Genomic DNA, 11,565 nt, shown 5'->3' on the forward strand with positions numbered 1-11,565 from the left:
GCTGGCGCGCGGCTCGCTAGCGGTGCAGGTCGCGCCGGACGGCTTCGAGCGGGGTGAACGCCGAATCGATGGGATGCCGGCGGGGCTTGCCCGCGGCTTCCTTGCCCAGCATGAGGCGGGTGATCTTGCCCGCGCGCCCCATCAGGAAGCGCAGCATCGAGCGCAGCAGGATGGAGCCGTTGAACGGGATGTAGGTGAGCATGCCCTGTCCGTGCACGTAGCCGGGGTTGTGCGACAGGTAGAAGCGCGTGTCGCGCCGCGAGCTGTTCATCCAGCGCTTGCGCTCCTCTTCCGATTCCAGGGTGATCCAGTTCACCTCGCGCACGAGCGGGTTCGCCGGGTCCACGCGCGGGAGGTCGAAGCAGCCGGCGAGCTCCTCCATGCGCTGTGCGATGTGCGGCGGGATCTCCTTGCGCGTGGCATGCGGCCAGATGACCGGCGCGTAATGCGAGAGGAAGGTGTAGCTGCTCGGGTGCGTGAGCGCGGCAAAGATGCAGAACTGCCGCCACGGGTGGCTGGCCCAGACGCGCAGCAGCCGCAGCACGGCGTGCACCATCGTGAGGTCGCGGCCGCGGTAGGCGGGCAGGGTGCCCGCTTCGATGCGGATGACGGTGGAGAGCCGGTTGTCCACGATCAGGCGGAAGGCGTGCAGGGAGGTGTAGCCCACGACCTGCCCGGCCGAGTTGTGCTTCACGTAGACCCACGTGCGCCACGCATCGCGCTCGACGACGTAGGAACGGAATTCCTCGTAGCTGAGGCCCGTGAAGATCTGCGCATGCACCGCGAACAACTCGCGCGTGAGTGCCTCGCGCTGCTCGCGGGTGAGCTCGTGCACTGCGTGACAAGTGATGCGGGACAGTGATGTCATGGGCTAGGGCTTTTTCTTAGTATGACACGGACTTACAACTCGCAACAGCCCCCTTCATCGTGATGATCAAAGAAGGCTACCCGGCTTGCTTTCCCAGAGGGAGAAGTGGAGCACGCCGTGCGCTTTTCTGTTTGTAATTTCCTTTGTTAAAGCTGACTTCGCGGTGCTTCCAAGTGAAACAGAAAGTCAGCAAAACGACCGGCCGTCCGCGATGGCCGGCGCCGCGGTCCACCCTTTGTGACGTTCTTGGCGGCCGGGTCCGTGCAATCTGTCGATCCGCGTGTGCGCCCTTCGTCGTGTTCCCGACGGGCGTTCCGTCGCGACAAGGAGACTCCATGGCCATCCTCGACAGCTATCTTTTCTTCCAGGGCCAATGTGCCGAAGCGATGCGCTTCTATGAGCGCACCCTCGGCGGCAAGCTCGAAGCCCTCATGACCTATGGCCAGGCGCCGCAGCAGCAGTGCCCCGACGGGGCGAAGGACCTCGTGATGCACGCACGCCTCGTGATCGACGGCCGCGCACTCATGGCCTCGGACCAGCCGCCCGGCGAGCGCCAGTCCATGGGCGGCTTTGCGCTGTCGCTGCAATACCCCAGCGCCCAGGAAGCGCGCCGCGTGTTCGATGCGCTGGCGCAGGGCGGCAAGGTGAACATGCCGATGCAGAAGACCTTCTGGGCCGAGAGCTTCGGCATGCTGGTCGACCGCTTCGGCACGCCCTGGATGGTGGGCGGTGGCATGCAGCCGACGTAAGGTCGCTGTGTTGGGTCGCCGCATCGGCGACTCGTTCCGGGCGGGCGCACGGCCCGGCTCCTCCTTAACATTCGTGCAAACGGATGGAGAGATGCCATGGTCGCGATGGCCAAGACCTGGGGAGCGTTGCTGGTGGGCCTGCTGATGCTGCATGCCGCGGACGCGGCGGATGCACAGACTCCCACGTACAAGTGCGTGCAGCGCGGTCGCGTGACGTACTCGCAGACGATGTGCCCCGGGGGCAAGGAGTTGGGCGGCCAAGGCAAGAAGCGGGTGACGGTGCGCTACCAGACGCCGCCGCAGGACCGCGCCACGGCCATGCGGCGCGCCCAGCTGCCGCAGGAAGCGCGCAGCGAATGCAAGGCGCTCGACGCGCGCATGCCGCGGCAGGAAGCGGAACTCAAGGCCATGGGCACGGCCGCCACCCCGCACGACGAGGTTCCGCTGGTGAGCTCGAAGAAGCGCTTCCGCGAGCTCGGTTGCTGAGGCGGTCGCCGCGAGCGTGTCGACTCCGGCGCGGCTGACCATGCACCTGGCTTCCCAGGCAGGCTGGCGGTGAGCCGCAGGCGAACCCCAGCTTGCGGCGCGTCGCTGGAACGCGGGGTTCGCTTCGCTCACCGCCAGCCTACAGGGCACGCAGCCGCAGGAACTCCCCTCTTCAAGCGCCCCCCGGAGGGCCCGGGGGCGCTTGAAGAGGGGTTTTCGGCGCGGTGTTAAGCTGCCTGTTTCCCCTTACTACAAGCCAGAGTCAACCATGCCCGGACTGCTGCCCCACGTCGATCCTGAAGGCCTGCTCGAGTTTTCCGTGGTCTACACGGACCGGGCGCTGAACCACATGTCGCGCAGTTTCCAGGGCGTGATGAAGGACATCTCCGCGATCCTGAAGGACGTCTACAAGGCGCACTCCACCGCGCTGGTCCCGGGCAGCGGCACCTTCGGCATGGAGTCGGTCGCGCGCCAGTTCGCCAGCGGCAAGGACGTGCTCGTGCTGCGCAATGGCTGGTTCAGCTACCGCTGGACCCAGATCTTCGAGATGGGCAACATCCCCGCCTCCAGCACCGTGCTGAAGGCGCGCAAGCAGGGCAGCGGCGCGACCGCGCCCTGGGCGCCGGCGCCGATCGCCGAAGTCACCGCCACGATCCGCGAGAAGAAGCCCGCGGTGGTGTTCGCCCCCCACGTGGAAACCGCGAGCGGCATGATCCTGCCCGACGACTACATGCGTGCGGTGGCCGACGCCGTGCACGATGTCGGCGGCCTTTTCGTGCTGGACTGCATTGCCAGCGGCGCGATGTGGGTGGACATGAAGGCCTGCGGCATCGACGTGCTGATCTCCGCGCCGCAGAAGGGCTGGAGCAGCTCGCCTTGCTGCGCGATGGTGTGCCTGAGCGAGCGCGCCCGCAAGGCCATCGACGGCACCACCAGCACCAGCTTCGCGATGGACCTCAAGAAGTGGCTGCAGATCATGGAAGCGTACGAGGGCGGCGCCCACATGTACCACGCGACCATGCCGACCGATGCGCTGACGCGGCTGCGCGAGACGATGCGCGAGACGCAGGCCTACGGCTTCGCGAAGGTGAAGGCGGAGCAGGAGGACCTGGGCCGCAAGGTGCGCGCGGTGTTCGAGAGCCGCGGCATGCCGAGCGTGGCCGCCGACGGCTACCGCGCGCCCGGCGTCGTCGTGAGCTACACCAGCGACCCCGACATCCAGTCCGGCAAGAAATTCCTCGACATGGGCCTGCAGACCGCCGCCGGCGTGCCGCTGCAGTGCGACGAAGGCAGCGACTTCAAGACCTTCCGCGTCGGCCTGTTCGGCCTGGACAAGTGGCACCACGTGGATCGCACGGTGAAGTCGCTGGCCGAGGCCCTGGACCGGCTCGGCGTGCACGCCCCGGCCAAGGCGGCCTGAGCGCCAACGCGATCGGGCGCAAGCGCGGGCCTCAGGTCCGCAGCTTGCGGCCGACGTGGCCTTCCACCGCGTCGACCTTGGCGTGCAGCCGGGGCTCGCTGCCGGCGCGGTAGTCCATCTTGAGGTTCATGGCGATGCGGTGGCAGTCCTTCTGCAGTTCGCGGAAGCACTCGCCCACCACGCCCATCACCTCGTCCCAGTTACCCTCCAGGATGGTGCCCATCGCCGTGAGCTGGTAGCTGACGCCGCTGCGGTCGACGATGTCGAGGATGCGGGCGACGTGGCGGCTGAGGCTCTCGCCCTCGCCAGTGGGACTCATTGCGAATTCCAGCAGGACCATGCGCGCTCCGTTCGGCTGTTTCGCCGCATGGTGCCAGAAAGCAGCGGCACGCGCGGGACAATCGCAGCTTGCACCGAAGCAGACCGCCTTGTCCATGACCCATGCCCCCGCCGCTCCTGCCGATCTCGCCGCTGTGCGCACCCTGGCGGCGGTGCTGCGCTGGCGCGTGGCGCAAACCCCTGAGGGCGACGCGTATCGCAGCTACGACGAAGCGCGTCAGGCCTGGGTGACCGTGAGCTGGCGGGAGGTCGAGGCGCGCGTGCAGCAGTTCGCGCGGGCGCTGCAGGCACTAGGGGTCTCCAAGGGCGAGCGCGTCGCGGTGCTGCTGCCCAACGGACTCGATGCCGTCTGCGTCGACCAGGCGGCGCTGGCGCTCGGCTGCGTGCCGCTGCCCATGCACGCGCTCGACAACCCGGGGAGCATCGCCTACATCCTCGCCGACAGCGAAGCCGCGGTGCTGGTGGCCGACACGCGCGCGCAGTGGCAGGCGATCGCCGCCGCCGCTGCGGTGCCGGCGACGCTGCGCCATGTGGTGCTGCGCGAGTGCGGGCCGGCGGCTGACGACGGCACGCCGCTGCTGGCGCTCGACGTCGCACTGGCGCGCGGCGCATCGCTGCCGCTGGACGCGCAACTGGCCGCCGTACCCGACGAAGAGGACCTGGCCGCGCTCGTCTACACCTCCGGCACCACCGGCAAGCCGAAAGGGGTGATGCTCACGCACGCCAACGTGCTGGCGAACGTGAAGGCGATCCTGCAGCACCTGCAGCCGCGCAGCGACGACGTCTTCCTCTCGTTCCTGCCGCTGTCCCACACCTTCGAGCGCACCTGCGGCTATTACCTGCCCATCGCGTGCGGCGCCTGCGTGGCGTTCGCGCGATCCGCGTCGCACTTGCCGCAGGACCTGAAGGCGGTGCGGCCCACCATCCTCGTGTCGGTGCCGCGCATCTACGAGCGCGTCTACGCGAAGGTGCAGGCTGCGCTGGAGCCGTCGCCGTTGCGGCACCGCCTGTTCCAGTGGGCGCAGGCGGTCGGCTGGCGCCGCTTCGCCCGCGCACAGAAGCTGCCGGTGGAGCAGGGCGACTCGTCCGCGCTCGACGCCCTCGCGTGGCCGCTGCTCTCGCGCCTGGTGGCGCAGCCGCTGCTCGCCAATTTCGGCGGCCGCCTGCGCGTGGCGGTGAGCGGGGGCGCGGCGCTGTCGCAGCCGATCGCGCACACCTTCCTCGGGCTCGGCCTGCCCATCGTGCAGGGCTACGGCATGACCGAGAGCTCGCCCGTGGTCGCGGCCAACACGCCGGACGACAACGATCCAGCCACCGTGGGCCGCGTGCTGCCCGGCGTGGAGGTGAAGATCGGTGCCAACCAGGAACTGCTGGTGCGCGGCCCCAACGTGATGCGCGGCTACTGGAAGCGCCCCGAAGACACCGCCCGCGCGCTGGAAGGCGGCTGGCTGCACACCGGCGACCAGGCCGCCATCGAGGCCGGGCGCGTGCGCATCCTCGGCCGCGTGAAGGAGATCATCGTCACCAGCACCGGCGAGAAGATCGCGCCGGTGGACGTGGAGATGGCGCTGCTGGCCGACCCGCTGTTCGAGCAGGCCTGGACCTTCGGCGACAACCGTCCCTTCATCGCGGCCGTCGTGGTGCTGGGGCGCGAGCCCTGGGAGCGCCTCGCGCGCACGCTCGGACTCGACCCCGCCGACTCCGGGTCGCTGCGCGCGCCCGAGGCCGTGCACGCCGTGCTCGATCGCATGCGGGAATTGACGCGGGGCTTGCCGTACTACGCGCAGCCGCGCGCCGTCGCGCTGGTGCGGGAGCCGTGGACCGTGGAGAACGGGCTGATCACTCCGACGCTGAAGCTGAAGCGCAACAACCTGGTCGCGCGCTACGGCGATCTGGTCGAGGGCCTCTACCGGCGTTGAGCCGGCAGCGGCTCATTTGCGCGCGGGGTCGGCCGACATCTGGTCGTAGCGTTGGAAGTACTTGGCGGGCCTCCTCGAAGCTCGCCCCGTGTCAACCGGCGCCCCGGTCGTGCTCAGGGCTTCTTCGGCTTGCCCTTCGTGGGCAGGATGGTGGTGCTGGGCGGCATCGGCCGGTCGGAATGCGTCTCCTTGGGAGGCGACGTGTCCTTCTTCGGCTTCTTGGCCATCTTGTTGCTGCGCTGTTCGCCTTTGGGCATGCGTTGCTCCTCTCGTCTAGGTGCGTCACTGTAGCCGCAAAGCGGAGTGCCCCCGCAGCGCTGGCACACGGATTGCGTTCGCTGGTGCCCTGGAAGACGATGTAGCGATTCGAAGAGCGATAACCCGCCACACGCAGCGCTGCGAGACTCAGTGCGTGCGCTGCGTTGTACGCGAGGTCGAAGCGGCTTTCGAGTGCGAGCTTCTTGTTGCCCGCGTCGTGCAGGCGGGCAAGACCCGTGCGAAGAAGACCTTGCGTTTCATGTCGTCCGGTGGCTCGGGCCGCAGCGGCTTGCCGGGGCCGGACAGGTTTTCAAGCGGAGTCGGCATGCAGGCTCTCCTCCTGACCGATCAGCCAGATCTTCGGCTGCGCGAGCACACGCTGGACGAATGCATTGTCCTGTCTCGTTCGCTTCGTGAGTTGTGCGTTCGTGTACACGGTGGGATTGACCGGGCGGCCGAGCGTGATGGCTGCGGGCTCCAGCGCACCGAAGACGTCGGCGTAGCCGAGCGAGTCGCTGACGATCATCACGTCGATGTCGCTGCCTGCCGTGTCTTCCCCCTTCGCCACGGAGCCGAAGATGAATGCCAAGTCGATCTTCGGGGCGAGCGGCGCCAGTGCGTCGCGCAGGACGTCGGCCAGCCCGAAGGTCTTGAGCACCAGCCCGCGCAGCTCCGCGTACACCGGCGCAGCCGCGTTGGCCTGGTAGTGCTTCTGGTTGCCCTGGCTGCTGACCTTCAGCAGGCCAGCAGCAGCCAGGTCGGCCAGCTCTCGCTGCACGGCACCGGCGCCGGACTGCGCCAGCGCCATGATTTCGCGGGCGAAGAAGCTCCGGTCCGGGTTGCCGTACAGGATGGCGAGCACACGCTGGCGCACCCGCGGGAAGAGGGCGTCAGCCATGGTGACGCCGGGCGGCGACGTTTTGTTTGTACCCATTGTGGGAACGATCGTACCCGATTTGGGTATTACTCGCTACCCCTGGCGCGTGAAGACCAGCAGCAGGTTGTTCGCGGGCATCGCATGCCGCTGGCGCAGCACGAGCCCGACGCGCTTGGCCTCCGCCTCGACATGCTCGCGCCGGCGCAGTCCCCACGCGGGGTCGCGCGCCTTGAGGCTCGCGTCAAAGGAGAGATTGCCTGGCGCCGTGACGACTTCGTCCTCGAGATACGGCCCGTAGGTCACCAGCAGCCCCTGCGGGGCGAGGTAGCGCGCCGCGCCTTGCATCAGGCCGGCGCAGCAGGGCCAGGGCGCGATGTGCAGCATGTTGGCGCAGAAGATCGCGTCGAAGCGCTGCGCGAACTCCGGGCCGTCCGAGGGCCAGCGCGGCGCCGTGACGTCGAGCAGCACTGGCGGCCGCACGTTGGGCAGTGCCTCCTGCGCGATGCGTTCAGCGATCGCGGGGAACAGCGCAGCGTCCGCGTCGGTCGGTTGCCAGGTCCACTGCGGCAGCGCCGCGGCGAACCAGGTGACGTGCTGCCCGGTGCCGGAGGCGATCTCGAGCGCCGAGCCGTGCGCAGGCAGCACCGTGCGCAGCACGTCGAGGATCGGCTGCTTGTTGCGGTCGGCAGGGGCGCTGTAGGGGAGAGGGTTCACGCGCGCATCGTAGACCGCCTGGGGCCAACGTGTGCTCGAGCCATGCGGCGGCGGCAACGCGCCAGCCTCGGCACCGGCGGCGATCAGGCCGCAGCCTGCCAGAGCACCGCGAAGAAGTGACACGTGCTGCCGCCCAGCACGAACAGGTGCCAGACGAAGTGCGCATAGCGCAGCCGCGAGTCCAGCAGGAACACCACCGCCCCGACGGTGTACGACAGCCCGCCGGCCACCAGCCACGTCAGGCCCGTCGGCGACATGCGCTGCACCAGCGGCGCAGCGGCGATCAGCGCGGCCCATCCCATCGCGACGTACAGGCCGGTGGACCAGAGCGGATGCTTCAGGCGATCGAGCAACTTCGCGGCGATGCCGAACGCCGCCACGCTCCAGACCGCGCCGAACAAGATCCAGCCCCACGTCCCGCGCAGCACGCCGAACAGGAAGGGCATGTAGCTGCCGGCGATGAAGAGGTAGATGGATGCGTGGTCGAAGCGGTTGAACAGGCGCTTGGCCGTGCCGGCCGGCAGGGCGTGATAGAGCGTCGACACCAGGTACAGCACGATCGCGGTGCCGGCGAACAGGCTCGCCCCCACGACATTGGCCGCGCCGCCGTGCCGCGCCGCGTGGTGGACCAGAATCGGCAGCGAGGCCACGGCCAGCAGGAAGCCGAGGCCGTGGCTCAGCGCATTGGCGATTTCCTCGCCGAGGGTTTGTTCGCGGGACATCGTGGGGATCGTCGATGCCGGATGTTATGGCTTCCTGACGCCCGTAGGATCTATTGCGCAGCAATGCCGGAGGCGGCTACGCAGGACCTTGACCTGGATCAGGCTCTCTTCTCCGGCGGGTCGTGGGCGAGGCGTTCGCCCAAAGGCGAGGGACTTCGTTCAGCAGCCCTGGGGCTGCGTTCTACTTCGCCCCCCAACTATCCTTCAGCCCGGTCACTCTGTTGAAGACCGGCTTTCGCCCGCCGGCATCGTGATCCTTCCGATCCGCCACGAAGTACCCATGCCTCTCGAACTGGAACTTCTCATCCCCATGCGCCTTCGCGAGTGACGGCTCCACGTACGCCGTCACCACCTTCAGCGAATCCGGATTCAGCTCCTCGACGAAGTCCTTGTCGCCAGCCCCGGGCTGCGGCACGCTGAACAGGCGGTCGTACAGCCGCACTTCCGCCTTCACGCCATCGGCCACGCCGACCCAGGTGATGTTGCCCTTCACCTTCACGGCATCCGCGCCGGGCGTGCCGCTCTTGGTGTCGGGCACGAGCTTCGCCTGGATCTCGGTGACGACACCGTTCGCATCCTTGGTCGCGCCCACGCACTCGATCACATAGCCGTACTTCATCCGCACCTTGTTCCCCGGGAACAGGCGGAAGAAGCCCTTGGGCGGCGTCTCTTCGTAGTCGGTGCGCTCGACCCACAGCTCGCGTCCGAACATGAACTCGCGGCGCCCGCGCGCCGGATCATGCGGATGCACGGGCGCCGAACACGGCTCCAGGTGGCCGGCGCCCATCAGCTCGTCCCAGTTGGTGACGACCATCTTCACCGGGTCCAGCACCGCCATCGCGCGGGCGGCCTTCGGGTCGAGGTCGTCGCGCAGCGCGCCTTCCAGGATGCTGTAGTCGATCCAGCTGTCCGCCTTGCTCACGCCGATGCGTTCGGCGAACAGCTGCAGGCTTTCCGGCGTGTAGCCGCGGCGGCGCAGGCCCACGATGGTGGGCATGCGCGGGTCGTCCCAGCCGCTCACGTGGTGCTGGTCCACCAATGCCTTCAGCTTGCGCTTGCTGGTCACCACGTACGTGAGGTTCAGCCGCGCGAATTCGTACTGGCGCGGATGCGGCGTGTTGATCAATCCGCCTTCGCTCAGGCGATCCAGCAGCCAGTCGTAGAAGGGCCGCTGGTCCTCGAACTCCAGCGTGCAGAGGCTGTGCGTGATGTTCTCCAGCGCGTCCTCGATCGGGTGCGCGAAGGTGTACATCGGGTAGATGCACCAGCGGTCGCCGGTGTTGTGGTGCTCCGCGTGCTTGATGCGATACAGGGCCGGGTCGCGCAGGTTGATGTTCGGGCTGGCCATGTCGATCTTCGCGCGCAGCACGGCGGCGCCGTCGGCGAGCTTGCCGTCCCGCATGTCGCGGAAACGTCGCAGGTTCTCCTCGATGCTGCGGCTGCGGTAGGGGCTGTCGACGCCGGGCTTGCTGAAGTCGCCGCGGTTCACGCGCATCTCCTCCGGGCTCTGCTCGTCGACGTAGGCGAGCCCCGCCTCGATCAGGTACTCGGCCGCCCGGTACATGAAGTCGAAGTAGTCGCTGGCCTGGTACAGGTGGCTCTTGCCGTTCGCGTCCCAGCCGTAGCCCAGCCAGTGCACGGCGTCCTTGATGCCGTCGACGTACTCCTGCTCTTCCTTTTCCGGGTTGGTGTCGTCGAAGCGCAGGTGGCAGATGCCGCCGTAGTCGCGTGCCAGGCCGAAGTTCAGGCAGATGCTCTTGGCGTGCCCCACGTGCAGGTAGCCGTTGGGCTCGGGCGGGAAGCGCGTGCGGATCTTCGCCGGGTCCAGCGGTCCCTGCTTCTGGAAGGCGGCGTCCCCGGGGGCACCGTTCCAGTGGCGCCCCTGGTAGGTGCCTTGCTCGAGGTCGCGTTCGATGATGCCGCGCAGGAAATTGGCGGGCTTGGGGGCCGGGTCTTTGTCGGTCGGGGAAGCCATATCTCAGGGATTTTCCCATGGGTGGCCCCGGAGCACCTCAGCGCGCAAGAGCGTGAAGGAATCGCGCTTGTCGGCGACGGATGGTGTCGGCGTTTACGTCCGGCAACGGATTTGACGCGGCAGACGGCAGTGTGAAGCAGACCTCCGCGTTAAATCGACGTACGGGTCGCGTTCACCCCGTGCAGTACACAACAGGACACTCGTATGCAACTGAAGTTCTCTCCCCGCATCCTCGCCGCAGCCGGCGTCGTTGCCCTCGCAGCCGTCGGCACCGCGGCCCAGGCCCACGTCAACCTGTCGGTGGGCGTCGGCCTGCCGCTGTTCGCCCCGCCGGCTCCGGTGTACGTGCAGCCGCAACCCGTCTACGTGCAGCCGCAAGCCGTGTACGTGCAGCCTCAGCCCGTCTACGTGCAGGCACAGCCGGTCTACGCGGCGCCGCCCGCGGTGTCGGTCTACTATGGCCCGGGCTACCACCGCGGCTGGCGCCACGGCCACCGCCACTGGCATTGAGACATGGCGTCGAGTTGTCGCCTGAAACAACTCAGGATCTCCAAGCGATTCGGCCCCGCGCCGCAAGCCGGGGCCTTCTTTTTGCCCGGACCCCTTGCTTGCGGCTGCTACGCGCCGTCCCGCGTTCTCTAACCGTTCTCCTGCTGCCGCCCCGCTAGCGCGGCGCTTCGTCCTTGCCGCCGGCCGATTCGGCATCCGCCGTCGGGAATGGATGGGGCAGCAGCGACTTCAGCCGCAGCTGGTCGCGCAGATGCGGTCGCACGCTTTCGGAGCCGTGGCCGCTGTGTCCGCTCGCCGTGGCGCGCTCGACGAAGCCTCTCTGCTTCTTCGGGCCGCCGCCCCGGCGTCCCGCCGAAGCCTGGCGCCGTCGCTCGGGCTCGGCCGGGTCGTTGGGTTTTCCGTCCTTCATTGCTGGTGTTCCTCTGAGTAGCTTTCAGAGTAAGACCGGTGCAACGCTTTACATGACGGTCCTGCGCGGCTGTACCCGTCGGACCGGTTCGACCTAGCCGTAGTCCAAAGGCCGCAAAAGGAAGGTCGGGCGGCGCAGCTGTGCGCAAAAAAGAACCCCCAGGTTTGAGGCCTGGGGGTAACAATGCCAGTCGCGGGACGGAGGGCCGGACCAGCTCACCCCGGAGGAGGAGGGGACTCAGAGGAGTCGGGGTGACCGGGAGACGAAACGCGCTTGTCGGTTGTCGGTGGACAGGCGCCTTTCGTGCAATTCGATGGCT

General features: G+C 68.0%; 13 protein-coding genes. 5 read left to right on the forward strand and 8 right to left on the reverse strand.

Annotation, left to right across the window (positions count from 1 at the left end; all coding sequences use genetic code 11):
• Positions 1–16: 16 nt before the first annotated feature.
• Positions 17–868: a hypothetical protein gene (locus JJB11_RS18720; protein ID WP_201174916.1), complete on the reverse strand. Its 852-nt coding sequence runs from the start codon at positions 866–868 to the stop codon at positions 17–19.
• A 335-nt stretch (positions 869–1,203) separates the two neighbouring features.
• Here JJB11_RS18720 and JJB11_RS18725 point away from each other — a divergent pair, with 335 nt between their 5' ends.
• The 3 genes from JJB11_RS18725 to JJB11_RS18735 all read left to right on the forward strand — a co-directional run bounded on the left by JJB11_RS18725 (position 1,204) and on the right by JJB11_RS18735 (position 3,523).
• Positions 1,204–1,617, forward strand: coding sequence for a VOC family protein (locus JJB11_RS18725; protein WP_201174918.1), 414 nt, complete (start codon positions 1,204–1,206; stop codon positions 1,615–1,617).
• A gap of 96 nt (positions 1,618–1,713) precedes the next feature.
• Positions 1,714–2,103, forward strand: a complete 390-nt coding sequence (locus JJB11_RS18730; RefSeq protein ID WP_201174920.1) for a DUF4124 domain-containing protein — start codon at positions 1,714–1,716, stop codon at positions 2,101–2,103.
• 268 nt (positions 2,104–2,371) lie between these two features.
• Entirely contained in the window at positions 2,372–3,523 is a 1,152-nt protein-coding gene (locus JJB11_RS18735; protein WP_201174922.1) for an aminotransferase class V-fold PLP-dependent enzyme, read from the forward strand.
• 31 nt (positions 3,524–3,554) lie between these two features.
• Here JJB11_RS18735 and JJB11_RS18740 read toward each other — a convergent pair whose 3' ends face one another.
• Positions 3,555–3,863, reverse strand: coding sequence for an MTH1187 family thiamine-binding protein (locus JJB11_RS18740; RefSeq protein WP_201174924.1), 309 nt, complete (start codon positions 3,861–3,863; stop codon positions 3,555–3,557).
• Positions 3,864–3,957: 94 nt separating this feature from the next.
• On the opposite strand from JJB11_RS18740, the gene JJB11_RS18745 reads away from it, so the two are divergent.
• Entirely contained in the window at positions 3,958–5,781 is a 1,824-nt protein-coding gene (locus tag JJB11_RS18745) for an AMP-dependent synthetase/ligase (RefSeq protein WP_201174926.1), read from the forward strand.
• A 113-nt stretch (positions 5,782–5,894) separates the two neighbouring features.
• On the opposite strand, the gene JJB11_RS18750 is transcribed toward JJB11_RS18745, so the two are convergent.
• The 5 genes from JJB11_RS18750 to JJB11_RS18770 all read right to left on the reverse strand — a co-directional run bounded on the left by JJB11_RS18750 (position 5,895) and on the right by JJB11_RS18770 (position 10,327).
• The gene (locus JJB11_RS18750; protein WP_201174928.1) at positions 5,895–6,038 is read right to left on the reverse strand and encodes a hypothetical protein; all 144 of its coding nucleotides are present in this window, start codon (positions 6,036–6,038) and stop codon (positions 5,895–5,897) included.
• A gap of 311 nt (positions 6,039–6,349) precedes the next feature.
• Positions 6,350–6,937: a nucleotidyltransferase domain-containing protein gene (locus JJB11_RS18755; RefSeq protein ID WP_201964942.1), complete on the reverse strand. Its 588-nt coding sequence runs from the start codon at positions 6,935–6,937 to the stop codon at positions 6,350–6,352.
• A gap of 72 nt (positions 6,938–7,009) precedes the next feature.
• Positions 7,010–7,630, reverse strand: coding sequence for a DUF938 domain-containing protein (locus JJB11_RS18760; protein WP_201174932.1), 621 nt, complete (start codon positions 7,628–7,630; stop codon positions 7,010–7,012).
• An 83-nt stretch (positions 7,631–7,713) separates the two neighbouring features.
• Entirely contained in the window at positions 7,714–8,352 is a 639-nt protein-coding gene (gene trhA, locus JJB11_RS18765) for a PAQR family membrane homeostasis protein TrhA (protein ID WP_201174939.1), read from the reverse strand.
• Between the two features lie 181 nt (positions 8,353–8,533).
• Positions 8,534–10,327 (reverse strand): glutamine--tRNA ligase/YqeY domain fusion protein, encoded by a 1,794-nt coding sequence (locus tag JJB11_RS18770; protein WP_201174941.1) that lies wholly within the window; start codon positions 10,325–10,327, stop codon positions 8,534–8,536.
• Between the two features lie 204 nt (positions 10,328–10,531).
• Here JJB11_RS18770 and JJB11_RS18775 point away from each other — a divergent pair, with 204 nt between their 5' ends.
• Complete coding sequence (locus JJB11_RS18775; protein WP_201174943.1) at positions 10,532–10,837, forward strand: hypothetical protein; 306 nt, start codon at positions 10,532–10,534, stop codon at positions 10,835–10,837.
• 154 nt (positions 10,838–10,991) lie between these two features.
• On the opposite strand, the gene JJB11_RS18780 is transcribed toward JJB11_RS18775, so the two are convergent.
• The gene (locus JJB11_RS18780; protein ID WP_201174946.1) at positions 10,992–11,246 is read right to left on the reverse strand and encodes a hypothetical protein; all 255 of its coding nucleotides are present in this window, start codon (positions 11,244–11,246) and stop codon (positions 10,992–10,994) included.
• Positions 11,247–11,565 lie beyond the last annotated feature (319 nt).

Origin of the sequence: Ramlibacter ginsenosidimutans (genome assembly GCF_016654015.1) — a bacterium.
Lineage (GTDB): Bacteria > Pseudomonadota > Gammaproteobacteria > Burkholderiales > Burkholderiaceae_C > Ramlibacter > Ramlibacter ginsenosidimutans.

Bases quoted from the DNA above. Each gene is read 5' to 3' on its own strand.
- trhA (WP_201174939.1), bottom strand. From the start codon at position 8,352: ATGTCCCGCGAACAAACCCTCGGCGAGGAAATCGCCAATGCGCTGAGC.
- JJB11_RS18745 (WP_201174926.1), top strand. From the start codon at position 3,958: ATGACCCATGCCCCCGCCGCTCCTGCCGATCTCGCCGCTGTGCGCACC.
- JJB11_RS18780 (WP_201174946.1), bottom strand. From the start codon at position 11,246: ATGAAGGACGGAAAACCCAACGACCCGGCCGAGCCCGAGCGACGGCGC.
- JJB11_RS18740 (WP_201174924.1), bottom strand. From the start codon at position 3,863: ATGGTCCTGCTGGAATTCGCAATGAGTCCCACTGGCGAGGGCGAGAGC.
- JJB11_RS18730 (WP_201174920.1), top strand. From the start codon at position 1,714: ATGGTCGCGATGGCCAAGACCTGGGGAGCGTTGCTGGTGGGCCTGCTG.
- JJB11_RS18750 (WP_201174928.1), bottom strand. From the start codon at position 6,038: ATGCCCAAAGGCGAACAGCGCAGCAACAAGATGGCCAAGAAGCCGAAG.
- JJB11_RS18725 (WP_201174918.1), top strand. From the start codon at position 1,204: ATGGCCATCCTCGACAGCTATCTTTTCTTCCAGGGCCAATGTGCCGAA.
- JJB11_RS18770 (WP_201174941.1), bottom strand. From the start codon at position 10,327: ATGGCTTCCCCGACCGACAAAGACCCGGCCCCCAAGCCCGCCAATTTC.
- JJB11_RS18775 (WP_201174943.1), top strand. From the start codon at position 10,532: ATGCAACTGAAGTTCTCTCCCCGCATCCTCGCCGCAGCCGGCGTCGTT.
- JJB11_RS18735 (WP_201174922.1), top strand. From the start codon at position 2,372: ATGCCCGGACTGCTGCCCCACGTCGATCCTGAAGGCCTGCTCGAGTTT.
- JJB11_RS18755 (WP_201964942.1), bottom strand. From the start codon at position 6,937: ATGGCTGACGCCCTCTTCCCGCGGGTGCGCCAGCGTGTGCTCGCCATC.
- JJB11_RS18720 (WP_201174916.1), bottom strand. From the start codon at position 868: ATGACATCACTGTCCCGCATCACTTGTCACGCAGTGCACGAGCTCACC.